Source organism: Niallia taxi, assembly GCF_004005475.1.
Taxonomy (GTDB): domain Bacteria; phylum Bacillota; class Bacilli; order Bacillales; family Cytobacillaceae; genus Niallia; species Niallia taxi.
The window spans coordinates 332,716-353,806 of record NZ_RZTZ01000005.1; the positions used below are offsets into that span (position 1 = coordinate 332,716).

The 21,091-nt window shown below is 39.2% G+C and carries 19 protein-coding genes; 12 read left to right on the top strand and 7 right to left on the bottom strand.

Going from position 1 to position 21,091, the window contains the following annotated elements:
• Window positions 1–462: 462 nt before the first annotated feature.
• The 3 genes from EM808_RS15380 to EM808_RS15390 all read left to right on the top strand — a co-directional run bounded on the left by EM808_RS15380 (window position 463) and on the right by EM808_RS15390 (window position 4,968).
• Window positions 463–1,860, top strand: coding sequence for an NCS1 family transporter (locus EM808_RS15380; protein WP_127739079.1), 1,398 nt, complete (start codon window positions 463–465; stop codon window positions 1,858–1,860).
• 39 nt (window positions 1,861–1,899) lie between these two features.
• Window positions 1,900–3,270 carry an allantoinase gene (locus EM808_RS15385; RefSeq protein WP_127739080.1) on the top strand — a complete coding sequence of 457 codons (1,371 nt, stop codon included), beginning with the start codon at window positions 1,900–1,902 and terminating at the stop codon, window positions 3,268–3,270.
• A gap of 438 nt (window positions 3,271–3,708) precedes the next feature.
• Window positions 3,709–4,968, top strand: a complete 1,260-nt coding sequence (locus tag EM808_RS15390; RefSeq protein ID WP_127739081.1) for a hypothetical protein — start codon at window positions 3,709–3,711, stop codon at window positions 4,966–4,968.
• 40 nt (window positions 4,969–5,008) lie between these two features.
• On the opposite strand, the gene EM808_RS15395 is transcribed toward EM808_RS15390, so the two are convergent.
• The gene (locus tag EM808_RS15395; protein WP_127739082.1) at window positions 5,009–5,635 is read right to left on the bottom strand and encodes an FMN-dependent NADH-azoreductase; all 627 of its coding nucleotides are present in this window, start codon (window positions 5,633–5,635) and stop codon (window positions 5,009–5,011) included.
• A 214-nt stretch (window positions 5,636–5,849) separates the two neighbouring features.
• Between EM808_RS15395 and EM808_RS15400 the strand changes: the two genes are divergently transcribed.
• Window positions 5,850–6,428 carry a TetR family transcriptional regulator gene (locus EM808_RS15400; protein WP_127739083.1) on the top strand — a complete coding sequence of 193 codons (579 nt, stop codon included), beginning with the start codon at window positions 5,850–5,852 and terminating at the stop codon, window positions 6,426–6,428.
• A 64-nt stretch (window positions 6,429–6,492) separates the two neighbouring features.
• Here the strand turns inward: EM808_RS15400 and EM808_RS15405 are convergent, their stop codons facing one another.
• The gene (locus EM808_RS15405; protein WP_164849673.1) at window positions 6,493–7,383 is read right to left on the bottom strand and encodes a helix-turn-helix domain-containing protein; all 891 of its coding nucleotides are present in this window, start codon (window positions 7,381–7,383) and stop codon (window positions 6,493–6,495) included.
• Window positions 7,384–7,719: 336 nt separating this feature from the next.
• On the opposite strand from EM808_RS15405, the gene EM808_RS28620 reads away from it, so the two are divergent.
• The 3 genes from EM808_RS28620 (at window position 7,720) to EM808_RS15420 (ending at window position 9,445) form a co-directional block, all read left to right on the top strand.
• Window positions 7,720–7,878, top strand: coding sequence for a hypothetical protein (locus EM808_RS28620; RefSeq protein WP_164849674.1), 159 nt, complete (start codon window positions 7,720–7,722; stop codon window positions 7,876–7,878).
• Between the two features lie 261 nt (window positions 7,879–8,139).
• Window positions 8,140–8,589 (top strand): hypothetical protein, encoded by a 450-nt coding sequence (locus tag EM808_RS15410; protein ID WP_127739085.1) that lies wholly within the window; start codon window positions 8,140–8,142, stop codon window positions 8,587–8,589.
• 538 nt (window positions 8,590–9,127) lie between these two features.
• The gene (locus EM808_RS15420; protein ID WP_127739087.1) at window positions 9,128–9,445 is read left to right on the top strand and encodes a hypothetical protein; all 318 of its coding nucleotides are present in this window, start codon (window positions 9,128–9,130) and stop codon (window positions 9,443–9,445) included.
• Window positions 9,446–9,497: 52 nt separating this feature from the next.
• On the opposite strand, the gene EM808_RS15425 is transcribed toward EM808_RS15420, so the two are convergent.
• Complete coding sequence (locus EM808_RS15425; RefSeq protein ID WP_164849675.1) at window positions 9,498–10,367, bottom strand: AraC family transcriptional regulator; 870 nt, start codon at window positions 10,365–10,367, stop codon at window positions 9,498–9,500.
• A 201-nt stretch (window positions 10,368–10,568) separates the two neighbouring features.
• On the opposite strand from EM808_RS15425, the gene EM808_RS15430 reads away from it, so the two are divergent.
• Window positions 10,569–12,968 carry a hypothetical protein gene (locus EM808_RS15430; RefSeq protein ID WP_127739089.1) on the top strand — a complete coding sequence of 800 codons (2,400 nt, stop codon included), beginning with the start codon at window positions 10,569–10,571 and terminating at the stop codon, window positions 12,966–12,968.
• 5 nt (window positions 12,969–12,973) lie between these two features.
• Window positions 12,974–14,353, top strand: coding sequence for a glycoside-pentoside-hexuronide (GPH):cation symporter (locus tag EM808_RS15435; RefSeq protein ID WP_127739090.1), 1,380 nt, complete (start codon window positions 12,974–12,976; stop codon window positions 14,351–14,353).
• A gap of 66 nt (window positions 14,354–14,419) precedes the next feature.
• Here the strand turns inward: EM808_RS15435 and EM808_RS15440 are convergent, their stop codons facing one another.
• From EM808_RS15440 to EM808_RS15455, 4 genes are all read right to left on the bottom strand, one after another.
• The gene (locus tag EM808_RS15440; RefSeq protein WP_127739091.1) at window positions 14,420–15,829 is read right to left on the bottom strand and encodes a phospholipase D-like domain-containing protein; all 1,410 of its coding nucleotides are present in this window, start codon (window positions 15,827–15,829) and stop codon (window positions 14,420–14,422) included.
• Window positions 15,830–16,011: 182 nt separating this feature from the next.
• Window positions 16,012–16,278: a hypothetical protein gene (locus EM808_RS15445; RefSeq protein ID WP_127739092.1), complete on the bottom strand. Its 267-nt coding sequence runs from the start codon at window positions 16,276–16,278 to the stop codon at window positions 16,012–16,014.
• Window positions 16,279–16,317: 39 nt separating this feature from the next.
• A complete protein-coding gene (lepB, locus tag EM808_RS15450) occupies window positions 16,318–16,845 on the bottom strand; it encodes a signal peptidase I (protein ID WP_127739093.1) in 528 nt (175 codons plus the stop codon).
• A gap of 154 nt (window positions 16,846–16,999) precedes the next feature.
• Entirely contained in the window at window positions 17,000–17,356 is a 357-nt protein-coding gene (locus tag EM808_RS15455) for a winged helix-turn-helix transcriptional regulator (RefSeq protein ID WP_127739094.1), read from the bottom strand.
• A gap of 119 nt (window positions 17,357–17,475) precedes the next feature.
• Between EM808_RS15455 and EM808_RS15460 the strand changes: the two genes are divergently transcribed.
• The 3 genes from EM808_RS15460 to mmsA all read left to right on the top strand — a co-directional run bounded on the left by EM808_RS15460 (window position 17,476) and on the right by mmsA (window position 21,058).
• Window positions 17,476–18,105: a nitroreductase family protein gene (locus tag EM808_RS15460; protein WP_127739095.1), complete on the top strand. Its 630-nt coding sequence runs from the start codon at window positions 17,476–17,478 to the stop codon at window positions 18,103–18,105.
• 305 nt (window positions 18,106–18,410) lie between these two features.
• A complete protein-coding gene (gene chvE / locus EM808_RS15465; RefSeq protein ID WP_127739096.1) occupies window positions 18,411–19,490 on the top strand; it encodes a multiple monosaccharide ABC transporter substrate-binding protein in 1,080 nt (359 codons plus the stop codon).
• Between the two features lie 83 nt (window positions 19,491–19,573).
• Window positions 19,574–21,058: a multiple monosaccharide ABC transporter ATP-binding protein gene (gene mmsA, locus EM808_RS15470; RefSeq protein WP_127739140.1), complete on the top strand. Its 1,485-nt coding sequence runs from the start codon at window positions 19,574–19,576 to the stop codon at window positions 21,056–21,058.
• Window positions 21,059–21,091 lie beyond the last annotated feature (33 nt).

The following is a 21,091-nucleotide window of genomic DNA, read 5'->3' on the forward strand; positions in this document are numbered from 1 at the left end:
ATACACAGGGGGCAGTGCCATCTCTAGCAGCAGCTAAAGTAGTGTGCTCTCCATCTAATCCCGAATTTATTAGTTAACAAGTTTCTAAAAGCCGAATCTATAACTTGGCAAAAAGCGAACATTAGGATAGGACTTTTGCTTTTTGTTAACTAACTGTTTACTTTTCGAAGCTTTTTCCATAAAATGTGCAAATAATCCAGAAAAACTCCGCAAAATTAACATTTTCTCCAATGCATTTCAAAAACAACTTATATATTATTAACACATATTAACTGATGTAAGGTTTTTTAACACTAATTGTTACTACACCTAACAATTAAAATGATTTCTTGATAGAAAATGATTCGTTAAATAAATAGGAGGAGAATTGGTCAACTGAAATAGCTGGCAAGCTGCATCTTGAATTTTCTCAATACTCTTAATTTTCAGCTTTAACATTTGATAAAAAGGAGTTGGATGTCCATGTCTACAAACTTAGCAAGTCAATCATTAGCAGAGGTAAAGGTCCCGAATGGGGGCGAAGTCGATGAATCATTAATGCCGAAATCGGGTGAATCGAGGACAGTTGGTTCGCTTTCCTATATGTTTATGTGGATTGGTGATGGCGTCAATTTAGGGAATATGACCTTAGGCGCAAGCTTGATTGTTGCGGGAGCAGCAACATTAAACCTTGTGCAAACATTCGTAGCTGCGATTATTGCGATTGGCATCATTTCTTTATTTTTCACTTTGAATGATCGGCTCGGCTATAAGACAGGAATACCTTACGTAATGCAGCTTAGGATGTCATTTGGAATAAAGGGAAGCTTCATTACTGCCTTGTTACGGGGCATTCCAGCAATTATTTGGTTTGGTTTTCAAAGCTGGATTGGTGGCACTGCCTTAAATGAGATTGCCAAGATAGTAACAGGCGGTTCCTTCGATAATACAGTGATTTGTTTTGTGGTGATTCAGCTAGTGCAAATCGTCCTTTCTCTTTACGGCTTCCATGCCATTAAATGGGTGGAAATTCTAGCTTCTGTAGTGATTATGCTTGGTTTAGTTTATGTATTCTATGTGCTTATGGCTTCACACAGAGAAATCATCGCAGAAAGATGGGTTCATTCTGAAGGTACATGGGGGCTGCCGTTCTTTGCCTTTATCATGGTATTCCTTGGCAACTATGCAGCTATTTTTTTAAGTGCGGCTGATTATTCTCGTGAGCTGAAGGCAGGCATCAGCACTAAAAAACGGGGAATTTTATATTTCTCGCCGATTTTTATCGCGTATGGATTTGTTCTTACGATTGGCGCAATGCTTGCATCTGCAACAGGCATTTCTAACCCTGTTAAGGCGTTTGCGATTGTTGTTGACAATCCGTACATTACGGCAGCAGTTTCGGCATTCATCGTTATTGGTGCAGTCGCAGTTAACATGGTTGCAAATATCATTCCACCGACATATGTAATCACAATGCTGACAAAGTTGAAGTATAAGGTAGCTGTTGTCATAACAGGTCTGCTGGCATTTTGCTCCTTTCCTTGGGTGCTTGTTCAAGATGATTCTGCTGCTGGTTTGAATACATTTGTGTTAATCTACTCTGCCTTTTTAGGTCCGATTGTAGCTATCCTGCTCGTAGAATACTATCTTTTGAGAAAACAAACTGTGAATGTTGCTGATATATATAACGAAAATGGCCCATTTGCCGGCTTTAATCCATGTGCCCTCATTGCCATGCTGCTTGGAGCAGGCGCTGCCTTCATTGAAGTAGACTTAGGCTGGATTGTCGGAGTGATTGTTGGTGGAGCTTCCTATTTCTTGCTGATGAAATATACATTTAAAGACTCTGTGTTCAAAAAAGGGACCATTTTTGAAAGATAAATGATTAATTCAATATGTTGAAAAAAAGGAGAGAGACTTATGTTTGACATGCTTATAAAAAATGGAACGGTTGTTTTTCCAGATAAAGTCCAGACAACAAATATTGGCATAAAGAATGGGAAAATCACCGCAATTGGAGATGAGTTTGTTTCAGGAGCAAATCGTATTATCGATGCATCTGGTCAGTATGTGTTTCCAGGCATGATAGATGTACATGTTCACTTTAGTGACCCAGGCCGTGATTACTGGGAGGGCTTCCGCACAGGCTCACAAATGATGGCAGCAGGCGGTGTGACGACATTTTTTGATATGCCGCTGAATGGCATTCCGTCGACGATCAATAAAGAAGCTCTTTACCTGAAAAGTGACAGAGGGCAGGCTGAGTCCTATACAGACTTTGCGCTGTGGGGCGGCTTGGTTCCAGGGAATGAAGCAGATTTAGCTGAACTTGCTGAAGAGGGAGTTATTGGCTTTAAAGCATTTCTGTCCACAACAGGCAATAAAGAATTTGAAAATGTCGATGACGTGACATTGCTTAATGGCATGAAAATCATCGCTGGCTTAAACAAGGTGCTCGCCCTGCACTCGGAAAGCGGTCCGATAACGGATTGGCTCGCAGCACGCAAAATAGAAGCAGGGCAAGTGTCAGCAGATGACTATTTGGAAACACGTCCAATTGCCGCAGAAGCAGAGGCAGTGCAGCGTGCCTTATATTATGCCGAGGTAACTGGCTGCCCGCTGCATTTTGTTCATATCAGTTCATATGAGGCAATCGAGAAGATTGAAGCAGCAAAGAAAAAAGGCATGAATGTCACAGTAGAAACATGCCCGCACTACTTGTTATTTAACCATGACGCATTGAGTGAGTTTGGACCTGTCGCAAAATGTGCTCCGCCCCTGCGTAAACAAGAGGAACAGGAAAAGCTTATTAAATTACTGATTGAGCAAAAGTTTGATATGATTTCCTCTGATCATTCGCCATGTACAAGTGATTTGAAGGACTCTGCTGTATACAATATTTTTCAAGCATGGGGTGGTATTAGCGGCGGACAGTTTTCCTTCCTGTCCATGCTGGAATTGGCATTAAAATACGAGATTCCATTTGAACAAATCGCAAAAATAACGGCCTTAAATCCAGCAGAACGATTTGGACTGAAAGCAAAAGGAAGAATCGCAGAAGGCTATGATGCAGACTTTGTCCTTGTTTCTACAGATGAATCATATACTGTCAGGGAGGAAAACTTCTTTGCCAAAAATAAAATCAGCTTATATATTGGCCATACTTTTCCTTGCAAAATAAACAGCACAATTAATCGCGGCAAGCTCATTTTTAATGATGGAGGCATTCAGGCAGACGGACCTGAAGGAGAATGGATAAAACCAATTCAACAAATAGAAATCAAATCCTAGACCATAGCGGTTTAGGATTTTTTTATATTGGAGAATGAGACAGGGACATAAGTATGTGAATCTGCGTAAAAACCGAGCTACTTAATCAACAACAATTAAATAGTTCGGTTTTTTTGTGTTTTTAGTTTAAATACAATGATTAGAAATCTTAGTGGAATGGAGCAGAGGACACTCGACTCCTGCGGGAAATAGAGGACAGGCTGAGACCCCGCAGGCGAAGACGAGGAGGCTCAGCTTCCTCCCCGCGGAAAGCGAGTGGACGAGCGCGCAATGAAACGAACTAATTTTAAAAACCAATATTCTTTCAGCACGTGCTTCATTTTTCAAATTTAGATGTAATTTTATTATTAGTGTTTAGAAAGTTTTGTCCCAGCCTCTTTTCATATCGAATAATGGTATAATTTACCTTAACAACTTCTATAAGAGGAGGCGAAAGGCATGGATGCGAGATTACAAGAATTAGTGGACTATACGCAGGAGAAGCTTGGTTTGGAAAACTATTATCTTCATTCCCATGATTTAGACAGAAGCGTATCGAATCAGAACAAAACACTGTACACACTGGAAATGGAATGGCTGCCAGAGCATATTAAAGCATATGATGAGGAAGACGAGGTTCCAGAAGGAGTAGCTTCTATCAGTATTTACATCGATTCAAGGAAGTTTAACAGTATCATATTTGTTGGCGGTAAATCTTATTTAAACAAGCCTATTTTGCAGGTAAAGGATAAAGCGGGAATCATCAAGTGGATAGAGGCGGAAACAGGCTTAACTTATGAAGAGGATTTTGTATTTTGGAGGGAAGAGGAGACCAGGCTTTCATTTAAAAGAATAATCATTGGCGTGGAAATATCACCAACAGAGTGGATAGATATCGAGTTTGATGAAGAGGGCAACCTTGTGTTTTTCAGTATGTACGGAGACTTTATGAACAAACTCCTTGTAAAAGAGGAGCTATATACACTCGACCTTCACAAAGCAGAGCAAATTACGAAGCAACAATTTCAGCAATGGGATTTTCCTGTTGATGAGCAAAAGCGGATAGTTCGTGCATACGCCATTGAGGAGATTTATATTCGCAATGACCTTAGCGGAACATTCTCTTTTGAGCCTACACTCAATACAAAGCAAGTCGATTATGTGATGAAATGGGATGTACCTACACCTAATAGATTTAAACGGAAGCAAGTTGAACTTACGACGAAAGTAACTCCAGAACAGGCCTTTGCATGTGAACCACATCCAGAAACCTTCCCGCTTACAGATAAAGACATCAAAATGTGCGTGAAAGAGGTGAGGTGCTTTCTGCAGAAAGTGTATCCAAATGATTCAGGCAATTGGAGAATGACTAGTATTCACCGACATTATGACTTTATTGACGTAAAGCTTGTTCAAACAGCCAAATCTAATAATATCAATAAAAGAAAGCTACTAATCATGCTGGATGGCAGCAGTTTTAAGGCATTTAATTATATGGACAATAAAGGAATGTTAGAGAGTCTTCCGAATTATAAAATGCCAGAGGAAATTAACATTTCAAAAGAAGCAGCATACGAAGCAGTAAAAAGTCATTTCATCCTAAAGCCACGCTATGTCTACGATAATGACAACGAAGAATATACATTATGCGGCTACCTTGACTGCCACCACTATGTAGACGCTGAAACAGGCAAAGTCGGACTCTTGAACGACCTGTGACAGCATAAAAAAGGGCTGCAATACAGCAGCCCTTGTAATATTAGAATGATGCAGCAGCAGTTGCAGCTTTAGTAACACCAGCAGCAATGATTTCTGCAGCTTGGTCTGGGTTTTGGTTGTGTCCTTCAATGATGATTGTTTCAGGATTTTGTACGCCCCAGAATCCAAGGATTGTTTTTACGTAACGAACTGCTAATTCAACAGAAGCAGCAGGTCCTTCAGAGTAAACGCCGCCAGCAGCGTTCAATAGCATAACTTTTTTGTCGCCAACAAGTCCTTCTGGACCTTCAGCAGTGTAACGGAAAGTTTTGCCTGCTTGGCTCAAGTAGTCAAGGTATGTGTGCAATACTGCAGGCACAGTGAAGTTCCACAATGGGAAACCGAATACTACTTTATCAGCAGCAAGGAATTGATCCAAGTATTTAGTTACAAGGTCAGTTGCAGCTTTTTCGCCTTCTGTTAATTCCATACCTCTAGCAAGCTTGAACATACCGTTGATTTTGTCGTTGTCCAAGTATGGTAGGTTTGCTTCGAAAAGATCCAATTCAGTGATTGTATCTTCTTTGTGAGTTTCTTTGTAGCTTTGCAAGAAAGCATCATACAATTGAACGCTCACTGCTTGATCAGCAGGACGAGAGTTTGCTTTTACGAATAATACGTTTGCCATTCTTAAAACACCCCTATTTTAAATTTTATATATTTCTAGCAGTTTTAGTTAAACTCATATTGGTTAAACAACATGTGTTGCTTACTTTATGATAGAATATAATTATACTAGTAGCAATCGTCATTATTATTGATATGTAGCCTAAACAACAAATGTCGATAAATGTCGTTTAGTTCAATATATAGAACATTTACATACATATGGAGGTGAATAAATGGAAACGACCGTAGCAAAAAGCGACCCACGAGTACTTAGGACGAGACAGCTTATATTGGATGCTTTTACTGTTTTGATACAGGAGAAGGATTTCAAAGACATAACGGTCAAGGATATCACGGAAAAGGCAACCATCAATAGGGCAACCTTCTATGCGCATTTCCTTGATAAATATGAGCTGCTGGATCTGACATTACTGGATGGTTTTAGAGAAACGCTGCACCAGCGTCTATCTTGTCACGCCGTGTTCAACGAAAATTCACTGAGCAGTTTGTTTTACGTTATGTGCCAATACCATCAAGAATTAAGCGGCCAATGTGCCAAAAACTATGAATCTCTCGGCGATCACTTCCAGAACAAAATGATTGAAGCAGTTCATGATGTGATTCTCCATTTGTTGGAGCATGAAGAAAATCCGAAGGAAGAGCATATTGCGATTGCTACCACATTGAGCTGGGGGATATACGGAGCAAGCTATTCCTGGAACAAGGAAGGCAGAAAAATATCGGCAGAAGAGCTTGTCGCAAAGATGGTGCCAATATGGGTCAGCGGATTGGACCATTATTTTAAAGGATAATAAAAAGCCTTCCCAAGCAGTTGGGAAGGCTTCTTTTTGTGGAAAGAAGGCGGTGCTTCCGAGCTTAAACAGGCGCAAATATCTCGCGTTTCTGCTCCTTCACCATCTTCACATATTGTTCGTTTCCGAGCAGTTCGAAGATGAACATGGACCTTCTGTATGAGTCGATTGCTTTCATTATATCTCCTGATAATACTTCAAGGCATTCTCCGCGCTGGAAGTAAAGCTGGCCTGTCATTGATATGTCTTCCTTCTGCTTGCCAAGGGCGATACCGAGATCAGCATGCTCTAATGACAGCGTATATTCTTTCTGTAGAAAGAATAATTTCGATATATTATAATGAAGCTTGATTTGGAATTTATGCTGTTGTTTTAAGAATTCCTTATAGGTAAGAATTTTTTTGTATTGCCGTAAGCTTTTCTGGAACAGATTGTTTTCAGCGTAGATGATCGCGATGCTGTTTTGAATGCGGAAATCGATAAAGTCTTGTCCGAAGAGGGGATGATCATCATCGAGAAGATTTTCGAGCTCCTTGATAGCAGTGGGATAATCGTATTTTTCTAGATAATAGCCAGAAACGATATGTACCCATGCAATGAGCTGCTCGAATTTATAGCCGAGCTGCCTGCTTCCTTGCTTTCGTTCACTTTGACATATTTCGAATGCTTCTTGATAATTTTTTTGTTTCATTAAATTTTCCAAAAGCTCTTCTGTTTCCTTTATATAATCCTCGGCATCATTTACAAGAATCTTGTATAAGTATTCTAGTGATACCTTCAGGCGAATAGAAATAATATATAGAATATCCACCCCTGGATAGCCCCTGCCAGCTTCAATTCCGCTGATTGTCGCCTGTGTGCAAATTCCGTCTGCCAGCTGTGCCTGAGAAATCTTATTCATTTTCCGCAGTCTTTTAATTTCTGCCCCAAGTGCTTTAGCGTTCAACTCTACCATCATTCTCACCATTTTATAAAAAATTTTATATTTTTTGAGGGAAATCTAGCTTTTCTGCCTTTAATTATAGCATATAGATTGATAAGTGCTCTCATCGGAAACGCAAGTGTATGAAGAGTGACGTATACTGTGAAAAAAGCGAAAGATGAGGGTGATCTTATGAAAAAACTATTTGCAGCCATTTTGTTGTTTGGTCTATTGATCTCACCACTTGGAAACCTATCTCAATCCTTAGACAATCCGATCGTCAAGGCAGCAGGGCTGCCGTTTGAGCATTGATAAGTTTGTAGAATTTTCATGATTCGCTAGTCTCATTTTAAGTAGGAGGTTTACCATATGCTGTTGGGAAAAAAGGTCAAATATAAAGGGAGAAAATACCGAATCATACATATATATAACTCCGGTTTCCTGGAAATAAAGGATCTTCAGCAGTACAGCTATACGGTAGAGCTTGTCAGACGCTCGGAGATTGAACTGCTGGGTGGAACAGAATAGTAGAAGATAGAAGGCTTGAGCTGCTCGTGGCAGCTCTTTTTTATGGAAAATATTGTTCGATTTTCAGTTATACTATAATCATAATCTTGTATTCGTATATTCCTTGTAGTTTTAACAGATTTGTATACATTCTTTTTCACCTTATATTATTAATAATAGATAGAACGGTGGTTATCATGTTAAGTAACTTTAGATTAAAGATAGGTATCTGTTTTTTATTGATTATTTCATCTGTACTCTCTGCCTGTGGGACTTCACAAGATGTCTTCGATTAGTGAGAATGAGGTAAGTCTATTAAGTGAAAATGCAAGAAACTTTTATGATTACATCAAAGAATATGAAAATAGTCAAGACTTTATAGAAAACCCCCAAATGGTATTGGCAAACTATATAAATGAGATTGAAAAGGAAAATCCAAGAAGCAAAAAGGAGGGGCGTATTGGCGGAATTACTTATAAAGAATATAAAATTAGTAATTCCAAATTAAAGGAACTTAAAAAAAATGTAGCTTATAATGCTGGGTTTTGGGGCATTGCAGCTGCTGTAGCTAAAGTCTGGAGTAAAAGTCCTACAGTATTGACAGCATTTTTAGTTGCTATCCCTGCATTAGGTATAGCTATTCTTGATAAATGTAATAAGAAAAGTAAAGGGATTATAATTATCAAAGCAGGAACGGGTGCTACTAATACTTATTTTTGTAAGTCCCAATGATAAAAAAGGAAGGTTCATTTAGTGAACCTTCCTTTTTCTAATAAGTTTAGTTACTTTTTCACTAATAAACAAAAGCATTACACCGGATAAAAGTATGAACAAGGAACTTATTGTACTTTTCTCATTTCCTTCTAAAATAACATTAATAAATAAAAGCAATGCCCAATATATAAAGGTAGTATAACATGCGATGTTAAAACTAGGTCTGTCGAAATTTTTGTCTTCTTTAAAAAACATATAGCTCAACTCCTTCGGATAGAATCGACCTAACTTATTCTAATTAATAAGTATAGTCTTTATATTATCACATATTGAAATAGGGAATTGGGAATTTTCAGGTTAAGGTGAAAAGCTCCATTTAATTGAAGGGAAATTAAACTGACCAAGGTACCGATGATGTAATAAATAGTATAATTGGAGTGGTTTAATACTTCTCTCTATGTCGATATGGTGAGGTATTAGACTTATGAAAATAAAACAGAAATCGTTACTTTATGCGCGCTTGGCTGGGGCTAACTGTGCTTGAAATGTAAAGAGAGTGTGCAGAGGCTATTATCATGTTGGAGCTGAAATTCACGGCAGCTGGCAAGGCGAAAATGTTCAGGTTATCAGTAACACAGAAGGAATATCCATAAAAGAAAACGGGATAACAGACCAGTTTGAATGGGGGAATATTGTTCAATTTGGCACACTTGCCGTTGTGCTGACAAAGGATGATCAAGCAGTCTGGACAATCGCTTTAGCGGAGAACTTTAAGAGAAATTCAAATGCATCGCTACCAATGGAGGGGGATATTGTTCTTTATAAGGCGGAGATGGCAGAAAATCAGCCGATAACATTGAAAATAGAGAAATAAAATGGGGTGCACTTTAGTGAATGGAGTGCACCTTTTTTATCAGAGTCTAGCCTCATTTCTCCCTCCCCATATGCCTCTTCCGATAATTTAACGGCGAAATGCCATAAGTCTTTTTAAAAGCACTGGAGAAATAAGGGCCAAAGCTGAAGCCACATTGTTCTGCGACAGTTTGAATCGGGTTATCTGTTTTTAATAATAGAATGCGGGCTTGCTCTAACCGGTACGTGTTTAAATATTCAAGTGCAGTTACTTTGTAGAATTTTTTCATATACTTAGCGATCGTATTTTCATGAACATTGAATTCCTTAGCTAGTATCGTGCTTGTTATTGGCTGGTTATAGTGATCTCTTATATATTGGGCAACCTTTTCGGAAATGATATAGCCGCTGTCCTTTGCCATGCCTTGCGATTCTAAGAGATTAATAAGAGAAAAGAAGCTTATCTGGATATCCCAAAAGGATAAATCCTTATTTTCCTTCGTAGTGGCCGCTAACAGCTGGTCTATTTTTTTATAAATTTCATCATAATCAACGAGTCTGCACTGCTTTTGCAGATGCAATGTATAGCTGTGATTATGAAAATGCAATGCTGGAATAGGAATGGTCGATTCTAGCTTCCGCGGTTGGCCTTCCTCTGTATAATAGCTGTTTGTATAGAAATGCAGCCAATAAAACTCTGTGTCTTCCTCTGTCGGGATTGTGGAAAAATGGTGTTTGAAAGGCAGCAGGATAAACATTTCATTTTTATTGATAATAAACTCCTTATTGTCCTCTGTTAAGCAAAGACGGCCTTTCCGCACAAGAATAATATCGAAGTACTCTAAATCGCTTCGATCCGGATGGTTTGTTCCTTTCTCATATGTAGTGATATTGCCTTCGATAAAAATTGGAAAGGGAGGCACTGCTATTGAAACGATTTCCACCATTATCACCTCAGTAATTCAATTAATTCCCATATAAAAGGGAGTGAAATATCTTAAAAATTGATTAGAATCCTTTATGTTCATCTTAAATTTATTTTGTTATATTTTAAGAGCACTAACAAAAGCAAGCGTTTACAATTAATTATACCTTCAAAATCTTCATTTTGCTTCAGTTAAATTATTAAAAAAGGAGGTATTTCCTTGGAGAATAAAAGATTCACCTTACAAGTTTCACCGAGTGGAAATTTAACAAATTTAATCTTAAAAGAAGATACACATAAAATGAACTGGGTTATTGATGCTAGCTATCTCAAGCAAAGTGGATATGAAGAACAAGATAAGCTGTTCGGAAATTTTTCTGTTGTCGTTGATGGAAAAAGACTAACAAATGCGGATACAGCACCAATGGTTAGGAAAGACGAGGCCATAATTACAGTCACATACACCTTTAAACAAGTAGAAGTCAATATGACATACGATTTAAAGCAGGCTGAGGATAATCTGACTTGGAATATAACGATGAAAAACCGTCAAGAGAAGGAAGTGACTATCACAGACTTTGCGATCTGGTCGTCCTTTTCCTATGTTATGTACAAGATGAATGATCTGGATATGCAAACAAATCATTCTGCTGCTGTTTATCCCTCTATTTCGAATGATTATACGAAGCTGGCATGTGTGCGCAGAAGCAACGAGGCACCGCATTTAGGGATGTACCAAACGAAAGGGCAAACATTATCTGTCGGAACGTATTGTGCTTATCATAATCTCTTTTTTGAAAGCGTTTCCCCGTCCTTGGATGGTCTTTTATTCCACCAGCTGATTTTGGCAGGCGGCTATCCAGATGGCTTTGAAAATGCGGATTGGTTATACAACAAGGCTGGCTTTACGCTTGCAGGCTTCGGTGAGAAGGAATGGGAATACAAGCTGGAGTCTTTTAAAGATCAGCAGGACTTCTACGAAATTGGTAAAACAAAATACAATCATCCTGTCTTTGAATTCCAGCCCCTTGCCATAGCAGGCAAGTATTATGATTTTGCGGTGCAGCTACCAGCAACTAAATATGTAACAGATGCGTTTGTTGAGCATTTGGATAAATACGGAAACAGAAAAAAGGTCAATATTGTCGGCAAAATGAAAAAAACGAAACAGGGATACAATGCTAAGCTTCTTTTCCGTGATGCCGGTGAACATAAAATCACGATTGAAGTAGATGATCAGTATTTGGACAGCATTATCCTGAATGTAATGGAACCAATCAAAACAATCATCGAAAATCGTTCCCGCTATATTAGTAATCAGTTATTTAATGGCGCTGACAGCGAAAATCCATACAGCTACTCACCCATTTCTAATCAAGGTGAGTCTTTAGGAAAATTGAGCTTAGTGCTGAAGAATAACCTGCTCGGCAGTCTGAATGGCAAGGAAGTACAGCAGGTGGAAGAAAGCTGTGTCCATTATATTCGCCAAAAGTGGTTTGAAAATGGGGATTTCACAAAGCCGGTTAATTTGTATGGCGACTTCTACCGCTGTATGGATTTTGAGTATATTGCGCATGTGTTTTACCTTCTTTCTCAATTCGATGAGGACGTATTGCAGCTGCATAAGCCAGATACCTATTTAGCCTGGGCCGCAGATGTATTTTCATTACGAGTTAACCCAAATCTGCACGAGACTCCAAGAGGAAAAGAAGAAGCCCAAATGCTAGGCGTGTTTTTCTTATATATCGACGAATTATTGGAACAGCTTAAAAGTCGCGGTTTAACAGCGAAATACGAAGAAATTCATTCTCTTTGGTCTAAAATCGCCCAAACGGTAGCGCAGGACAGTTCCACCTATAAAGCGGCAGTAACAGAGCATTTTTACGATAATGCTGGCTTTGGTCCGGCAACAGGAGCTTTAGCAAGCACACATCATCAGGATGCTGCCAACAGATACGGAGAATTAGTTCTTGCCAACATAGGCTTTTCTAATGACTTCCGCGCTCAAAGTCCTGATCGCTGGTGGGAAGCATTATCTTATATGATCCATTCCCTTTGGGGCGGGGTAACAGCTGCTGCTTGCCTTAAAGCTTACGAAGAGCTGCATGATACGAGATACTTAAAGGCTGCATATCGGGCGACAATTGGAATTTTGTATTGCTATGACACAAATGCAAAGGCAACAGATACGAAGCTGAATAGTGGGGAAGCTGCTTCCACTTACAGCATTGCTGGTCCTCATGTAAACAGACCAGATTTATCGCGCAACCGCTTTGGGCAATCAACCTTCTTTCGAGATGGCGGTATCTTTACCCGTCTATTCACAAAGGAAGAGGAAACAGCAGATTGGGATATGGGTGAGGAGCTTGTTGCTTATTTAGATGGTTTTGGCAAAAAGACGTTCTTATATGAGGAAAATGGCAAAATCGCTGTTGTGAATGGCTCAATCGAAGAAACAGAAGCAGGGCTGTTAATTACAAGCTATGCTCCCATTCCAACAGAATATCATTTTTATGACAAAGAGATACACTTCATTTCAGAAAACGGGCAACTAGTTCCACAGGTTTTGTTTACAAATGGCAAGTTTAGGCCGAAAGAACAATTACTGACTAGGGAGTGAGAGAAATGGTAGAAAGCAGCACTGCTAAACAGCTACAAGACAACAAGGTAGACGATAATAACTCAAAAATGCCTTTAAAACGAGTTTTGGCATATGCAAGTACAGATACTGCCGGAAATTTGCTATATTGTACATTAACTAGCTTTATCATGTACTTTTATACAGATGTTTTTGGAATATCTATTGCTGCAACAGGAACTATTTTGCTTGTTGCCCGGATTTTTGATGCCCTTGATGCGCCGATTTGGGGATTAATCATTGACCATACTAATACAAAATGGGGTAAAAACCGTCCATATTGGCTCTGGCTGGCAATCCCATTTGGCGTAATATTCTTTTTAACCTTTTTAGCTCCAGACCTATCAGCAAGTGCAAAAGTCATTTATGCGTTAGTTACGTACATTTTAATGGGGATTGTTTACACAGGAATTGCCACGCCGATTACGGCAATCCTGCCGAATTTAACGAATAACTCTAATGAACGTGTCCGTTTAAATTCATGGCGCAGCAATGGTGGAATGATTGGCTATTTAATCACAGCATCCTTCACATTGCCACTTGTAGCATTTTTCGGGAACGGCAACGATAAATTAGGGTTTCAAGTAACGGTTGCCATCTATGCAGTTATTGGTATTGCACTTATGCTGTTTGCCTTCTCTGGTACGAGAGAAATCAATACGAAAAGCATTAAATCAATCCCAATTCGCCAAAGCTTCCGAGCAGTTAAAGGGAATTGGCCTTGGATTACTTTAGTTCTTTCCTTCATCTTTTATTGGTTGGGCAATACATCAAGAACATCAACATTGATCTATTATTCGCAATATAATTTAGATCATAAAAGCCTGGCATCCATCTTAAACGGCCTTGTTGTGTTCCAGATGATTTCTATCACGATTATTCCATTTATCGTAAAGAGATTTTTGAAAACGCACACACAAATACTAGGCTTCGTAATTGCTGCAATTGGCCAAATAATCATTGCCTTTGCAGGGGCAAGCACGTCGATGATTATCCTCGGGTGGGTAATTGCTTCACTTGGAACAGGTATTGCCGTGACATTACCATTTGCGATGCTGTCAGACACTGTTGACTATGGTGAGTGGAAAACAGGCATCCGCGCCAGCGGCTTCCTGACAGCGATCGGCAGCTCCTTTTGTATCAAAATCGGAGCAGGCCTTGGCAGCTTCATCCCATCCATCATTATGGATAAAGCAGGCTATGTCGCAAATGCAACACAAACAGCAAGCTCACTTGCAGCAATCAAATTCTGCTTCACGTGGCTGCCAGCAATCTTCTTTATTGTCGGGGCAATTATTATGATGAATTATAAGAAGTATGAAAAGAATGAAGAGAGAGTTCGAGATGAGCTGTTGTTGAAGAGGTAAGTAATAAAGAAGTAAGAGCTTAGGTAAACTTGCCTAAGCTCTTTTTTATATACAAAGTCAGCCTTTTTATAATAAATGCTGAAATAACCCAGTTATATAGGATAGTCCCTTCACACCATATGTTTTAATCCAGCTTACCTTGCCTGGTTTTAAGTCAGGGTTCTTCTCGTACGATTGATCTCGTGCTACCTTCAAGCTATGCTTGAAATAGTGGTTCATTTCTGTTTTGAGCTTTTCGGTAAACTCTGGACTGTCAATGATGACCATGGACTCAGTATTTAAAAATGTCGACCGTGAATCCATATTAAAGGCACCAATCGCACTCACTTGATCGTCAAAGATAAATGTTTTGGCATGAATAGAGTCAGTCCCTTGGTATTCATAAACGTTCACATTCTTTGTTACCATTGCGTTAATATGTTTAATATGCCCTGAATAGGCCATAACATTGGCTGTTGATGCTAACGAGTTTGTTAACACGGTTATCTTGTCTGCAGGTATCTGTAAGTTATTGAGATAAGGAAGCATCGGTTTTGTCGGAATCACATATGGGCTTTGAATAACTAACGAGTTTTTCGTCTTTTTCATGAGATTTGTTAAATCATACCATACCCAAGGCTCCTTATTAAATCTTTGGATCGGATTATGAATAAAGGTGATTTTTTTTGCAGGCAATGACATACTCACCCAATCATAATAGTTATTGAATATTTTTTTATCTGTATTACGCAAATCATCGAGCTTCTGTTTTAATTGCTTGTTAGCTTCCTTTGCTTTCGCTTGTTGACGTGATGATAGCTTGTTATAAGGAGGCATTACAATTGGATTATTCCAAACCTCATCAAAATAGGATTCCATTTGCTTCAAAACACTGCCTTCGGCTGTTTCTGGCTCCGTATTAATAATTAGCACATCCCGGTCATTTGTCGGGTTTTTCTCACCCTCCTGAACGAAATAGCGATTGCCGATATTTCTGCCGCCGATAACCGCATACTTATGATCAATAATAAGTAATTTATCATGAAACCGATTATTCCACGTCCACGGCTTTAAAACATTTAGTGGTTCGTAAAATTTCAGCTCCACATTTGGATGATTGATAAGCGCATATTGATCATCCTTTAAACTAAAGCGAAGACCATGAGAAAACCCATCCAAAAGAATTCTGACCTTAACCCCGCGGTCTGCCGCATCCAAGATCATCCCTAATATTAAATCGGTAATATAGCCTTTATGAATTGCATAATAAGCAACATCAATAGACTCCTGAGCATTTTCCATTAAATTGACACGGGCATAACCGGCAAAGGTTTTTTCTTCTAATAAAATCACCCGATCCTGTGACTCTTCCTTGCCATAAAATCTTTCTACTTTATGCTGTTCCTTATAGTCGTTACTAACCTGTGGGTGATTAAATTTAAAAATAACAATAGCGAATATAACGCTATACAATAAATAAAAAATAACAATTATCATAACCCATCTACTCACCTTTTTTATCGGAATTCTCTCCCTTCGTACCTGGAAAGCAATAATAATTGTTAATAGTTTGTTCAATACTGTTAAGAATATGAAAAAAGCTGTGGGTTTGTTTTGAGGGGAAATCAATTAGTATGGTATAATTTGGGAATATAAGGGTTTTAGGATGAGGAGTATTGTTAAAAAATGAAGGATGAAGGTACAAGTAATTTTTCATTTGTTTTAGCGATCATCATTTTACTAATGGATGCAATCGCAATTGTGGCATAGCTTGAAATTAATAGAGCAACACTAATCATGTCAATCGTATTAGGATTATTGCTTTTCATTAATGGAATGCTGTATAGAAAAAAGGCATAAATAAAAACGATGACAGCTTTTAACAGGCTATTTTCATTTCCTCCACAGTATATTTTTGGCATTACAAAAAGGGATGATTTAAGCAAACACCCCTAAAAATTCACTTTTCTTGTCGTAACTTTCCTTTATTCGTTTATCACTTTCATCTGATCAAAAGGATAAAACCGAAGTGCTGCTTTACCGACAACATCCTCTTTTAAAATAAATCCGAACCTGCGGCTGTCATTGCTTTTAAGGCGGTTATCTCCCATCACATACAAGTATCCTTCCGGAACAGTTTCTTTTAAATCGGCAGTTAAATGGCCCTCTGCGAGAATCTCTTTATTTGCCTGCAAATACGGCTCATCATATTTTTTCCCATTAACATATAAGGAATCGTCTTTGACTTCAATATTGTCTCCTGATAATCCAATGACTCTTTTGATATAGTAAGCACTTGAAACAGGAGAATGGAAAACAATCACATCAAAGCGGTCGATGCTGGTTATTTTGTTAACTAGAATGCGGTTATTGTTTTCTAATGTTGGCATCATTGATTTCCCGTCCACGATGATTGGGGTAAATACAAACTGACGGCAGATGAATACTAGTAAAAAGCAAAATACGATTGATTTTGCCCATGCGTAAATCTCTTTTTTTGTTTGTTCGCTCATGTTACCTCCTTAATCGAATTTATATATGGATATTACCATATTAATACAATAAATTGGTGGGACGATTTCAAGAGTGAAACAAGCTTATTCAAATTTGAGACTGCTAGGATAAGCATAAGTAAAAGCCCAACTCACAAGAGAGAGCTGGTACGGTTTAAGTAGTTTTATCATGACAGCAATAGTTGTCGTTCGTTTCTATATCTTGAGTGACAGCGTAACTGTTTCCCCAGTCGCACATCGTATTTAGAACAGGTACAAAGGTAAGCCCTAACTTGGTTAAACTATATTCTACTTTTGGCGGGATTTCTTTATATACTTCTCTTTTCACAAGACCTGCTTCTTCTAACTGCTTTAACTGCTCTGTTAGTACCTTTTGTGTAATGGTTGGCATTAGTGTATAAAAATCCTTTGTTCTTCTTGGCTGCAGATTAAGAAAATAGAGAATTAAACATTTCCATTTTCCACCGACAACACTCATGAATATATTTATTCCTGTATTAAGCTTGCTCATCTCTACTCCTCCCTGATAGGTACGAAAAGGTGGCTATCCCACTTTTTTGTGCGTTATTTTCAATCTTCATTATCGCTTTTATAATTCAGGTAATAAATAAACAATTTGGAGGAATTGCAATGAGTGTCAGAAAGTTGATAGACGCAAGAAGTTCTGTAAGACATTATGATCCAGCCTACAAAATAGAAGAAACTATATTGGAGGGCTTAATTGAAGGAGCAAGCAAGTCACCTAATGGCAATAATATTCAAGCAACACGATATTTAGTCATTGATGACCCGCAGGTAAAGGAAAGTTTATTGCCAATTGCTTATAATCAGCAACAAGTAGTAGAGGCTTCAGCAATCATTGTTGTGCTTGGAGATTATACTGCTTTTGAAAAAGAAAATATCATCAATATACAGGAGCAGGGCTTCCAAAAGGGATATTTTAATACCGATATTAGAGAATTTCTGGCAAGTGCGGCTATTGATTATTATACAAACAAGACAGAGGAAGACTTGAAACTTGAATTGATAAGAGACGCAAGCCTGGCGTCCATGTCGTTATTGTTATTAGCGAGTGAGGCTGGCTTAGATACGATTACTATGTCTGGATACGATTCAAACCAATTAAGAAAGGTATTGAAAATTCCAGACAGGTATTTAGATGTCATGCTAATCGCGATTGGGAAAGGTGTAAAGCAGGGCCATCGAACGGTAAGGCATGCTGTGCATAAAATCATTTTTAAAAATAGCATAAATAGATGACTCCCCACGCTAGCAAATCCTGCTGATTCATAGGAGCAGGATTTGCTAGCGTTTTTCTCTCAATAAAAACTACTAATTTTACAGTTCCAACTTTTCCTTTTCCCACAGCTAACACCGGAAAAAAGAAACAGGCATATTCCAAACCTCAGGCACATAGCAATAATATTGGGCTTTCGTCGGGGAGATAAGCTCCATTTTTAAAGCTTGGAATGAAAGCGTATTCTATTTTCGGCAGTCTTTAAAAAAGACAAGTATAGCACCAAACGAAAGGTCCAAGAAATAGACAAATGGGAAGGGGTTCAAGGATGAAGAAGCTGTTGTCTGCAATTTTAGCTGCTGTTTTATTATTTGCGTTGGCTGCCTGTTCGGGAGGCGGCGGTAGTGATGAGGGTGAGAAGGGCTTTGTTGGTGTCAGCATGCCTACGAAATCGTCTGAGCGCTGGATTAGTGACGGTAAGTATATGAAGGAAGAGTTTGAGAAAAAGGGCTATAAAGTAGACCTTCAATATGCAGAGGATGTTGTGGAAAACCAGGTTTCCCAAATCGAGAACATGATTACAAAAGGTGTTAACGTCCTTGTTATCGCCGCAATTGATGGTGAGGCACTGACAAATGTACTTGAAAAGGCTCATAAGCAGGACATTGAAGTAATTGCCTATGACCGTCTTATTAAAAAGAGTGAGTATGTCGATTATTATGCAACATTTGATAACTTCCAAGTTGGAGTGCTACAAGGCAGCTATATTGAACAGAAGCTTGGCTTAAAGGATGGCAAGGGGCCGTTTAATGTCGAGCTGTTCGGCGGATCACCGGACGATAATAATGCTTATTTCTTCTTTGATGGAGCGATGTCGGTCCTTCAGCCTTATATTGATTCAGGCAAATTAGTTGTACAAAGCGGACAGACGAAGTTTGAGCAAGGCGCAACATTAAGATGGGATGGAGCGACAGCTCAGGCCCGTATGGATAACTTGCTGAGTGCTCATTATACGAAGGAAAAAGTTGATGCGGTTCTGTCTCCATATGATGGCATTAGTATTGGGATTATCGCTTCCTTGAAAGGTGTTGGCTATGGAACAGCAGATAAGCCGCTGCCGGTCGTAACAGGACAGGACGCAGAATTAGCATCTGTTAAGTCCATCATTGCCGGCGAGCAGACACAAACTGTTTTCAAGGATACAAGGGAGCTTGCTAAGAAAGCAGTTGATATGTCAGAGGCTGTTTTGAATGGGGAAGAAGCTGAGGTTAATGATACAGAAACATATGACAACGGCGTGAAGGTTGTTCCTGCGTATCTATTAGAGCCAGTTTCTGTTGATAAGGAAAACTACCAGGAAATTGTCATCGACAGCGGCTATTATGATGAGTCTGAACTAGACAAATAAACATAAAACGGCAGTTTCTCTTTAACTAAGAGAAACTGCTTTAGATAAGAAAGGGGGCTGACAGCGTGGAAAATATTCTGGAAATGAAGAATATCACAAAGGAATTTCCAGGTGTCAAGGCACTCGATGATGTGAACCTGAAAGTTGCAGCAGGCGAAATTCACGCATTATGCGGGGAAAATGGTGCGGGAAAATCAACGCTTATGAAGGTGCTCAGCGGTGTATATCCACATGGTACCTATTCAGGGGACATTCTTTTTCAGGATGAGGTCTGCATGTTCAAGGATATAAAGGGCAGTGAAAGCTTAGGAATTGTTATTATCCATCAGGAGCTTGCGCTTATACCAGAGCTGTCGATCGCTGAAAACATCTTCCTTGGCAATGAACAGGCTAAAGCTGGTGTGATTAATTGGAATGAAACAGTTGTTAAGGCAAGAGAGCTTTTGAAAAAGGTCGGCTTATCTGAAAATCCGAATACACTCATATCCAAAATCGGTGTCGGCAAGCAGCAGCTTGTGGAAATCGCTAAAGCACTTTCCAAGGATGTGAAGCTGCTGATTTTGGACGAACCTACTGCAGCATTAAATGAAGAAGAAAGTGAAAACCTGTTACAGCTCCTTCTTTCCTTCAAAAAAGAAGGTATGACAAGCATTATGATTTCCCATAAATTGAACGAAGTCTCAAAAGTCGCAGACAGTATCACGATTATCCGCGATGGCAGAACAATCGAAACACTGAAATGGGAGGAAGTATCAGAGGATAGAATCATTAAGGGCATGGTCGGCAGGGAGCTGACAAACCGTTATCCAGACAGAACCCCGCAAATCGGTGAGACGATTTTGGAAGTAAAGGACTGGGAAGTGCTGCAAGGGGACAGAAAAGTAATCGACAATATCAGCATGCATATTAAAAGAGGAGAAATCGTCGGGATTGCTGGAGTAATGGGCTCAGGTAGGACGGAATTTGCAATGAGCGTGTTCGGACAGTCCTATGGCACGAAAATATCTGGTCAGCTTTATAAGGATGGCAAGGAAATCTCGGTGAAAAATGTGCCGGAAGCAATTGAAAATGGACTTGCTTACGTAACAGAGGATCGGAAAAACTATGGGCTTATTTTAATTGAGGACATTAAACGAAATATTTCCTTGCCGAACTTACGCAAGCTTTCCAAGTTCAGTGTGCTCAATGAAAATGTCGAGGTGAAGGAGGCGGAAAACTATCGTCAGAAGATGAACATTAAAACACCGTCGATCCTTCAGAAGACGGGAAACTTGAGCGGCGGCAATCAGCAAAAGGTTGTGTTAAGTAAGTGGATTTACGCTGAACCAGATATTCTTATGCTTGATGAGCCGACAAGGGGAATTGATGTTGGCGCGAAGTATGAAATATACACCATTATCAACCAGCTCGCAGACGAAGGAAAGGGAATCCTCCTTATTTCCTCGGAGATGCCAGAGCTGTTAGGAATGTGTGACAGAATTTATGTTATGAACGAGGGCAGCATCAAGGGAGAGTTAGCTGCAGCAGATGCGACACAGGAAAGCATCATGAAATACATTACAAGCTAAGGTCGTCTGTCTCAAAAAGGAAGGGGGAGTTAA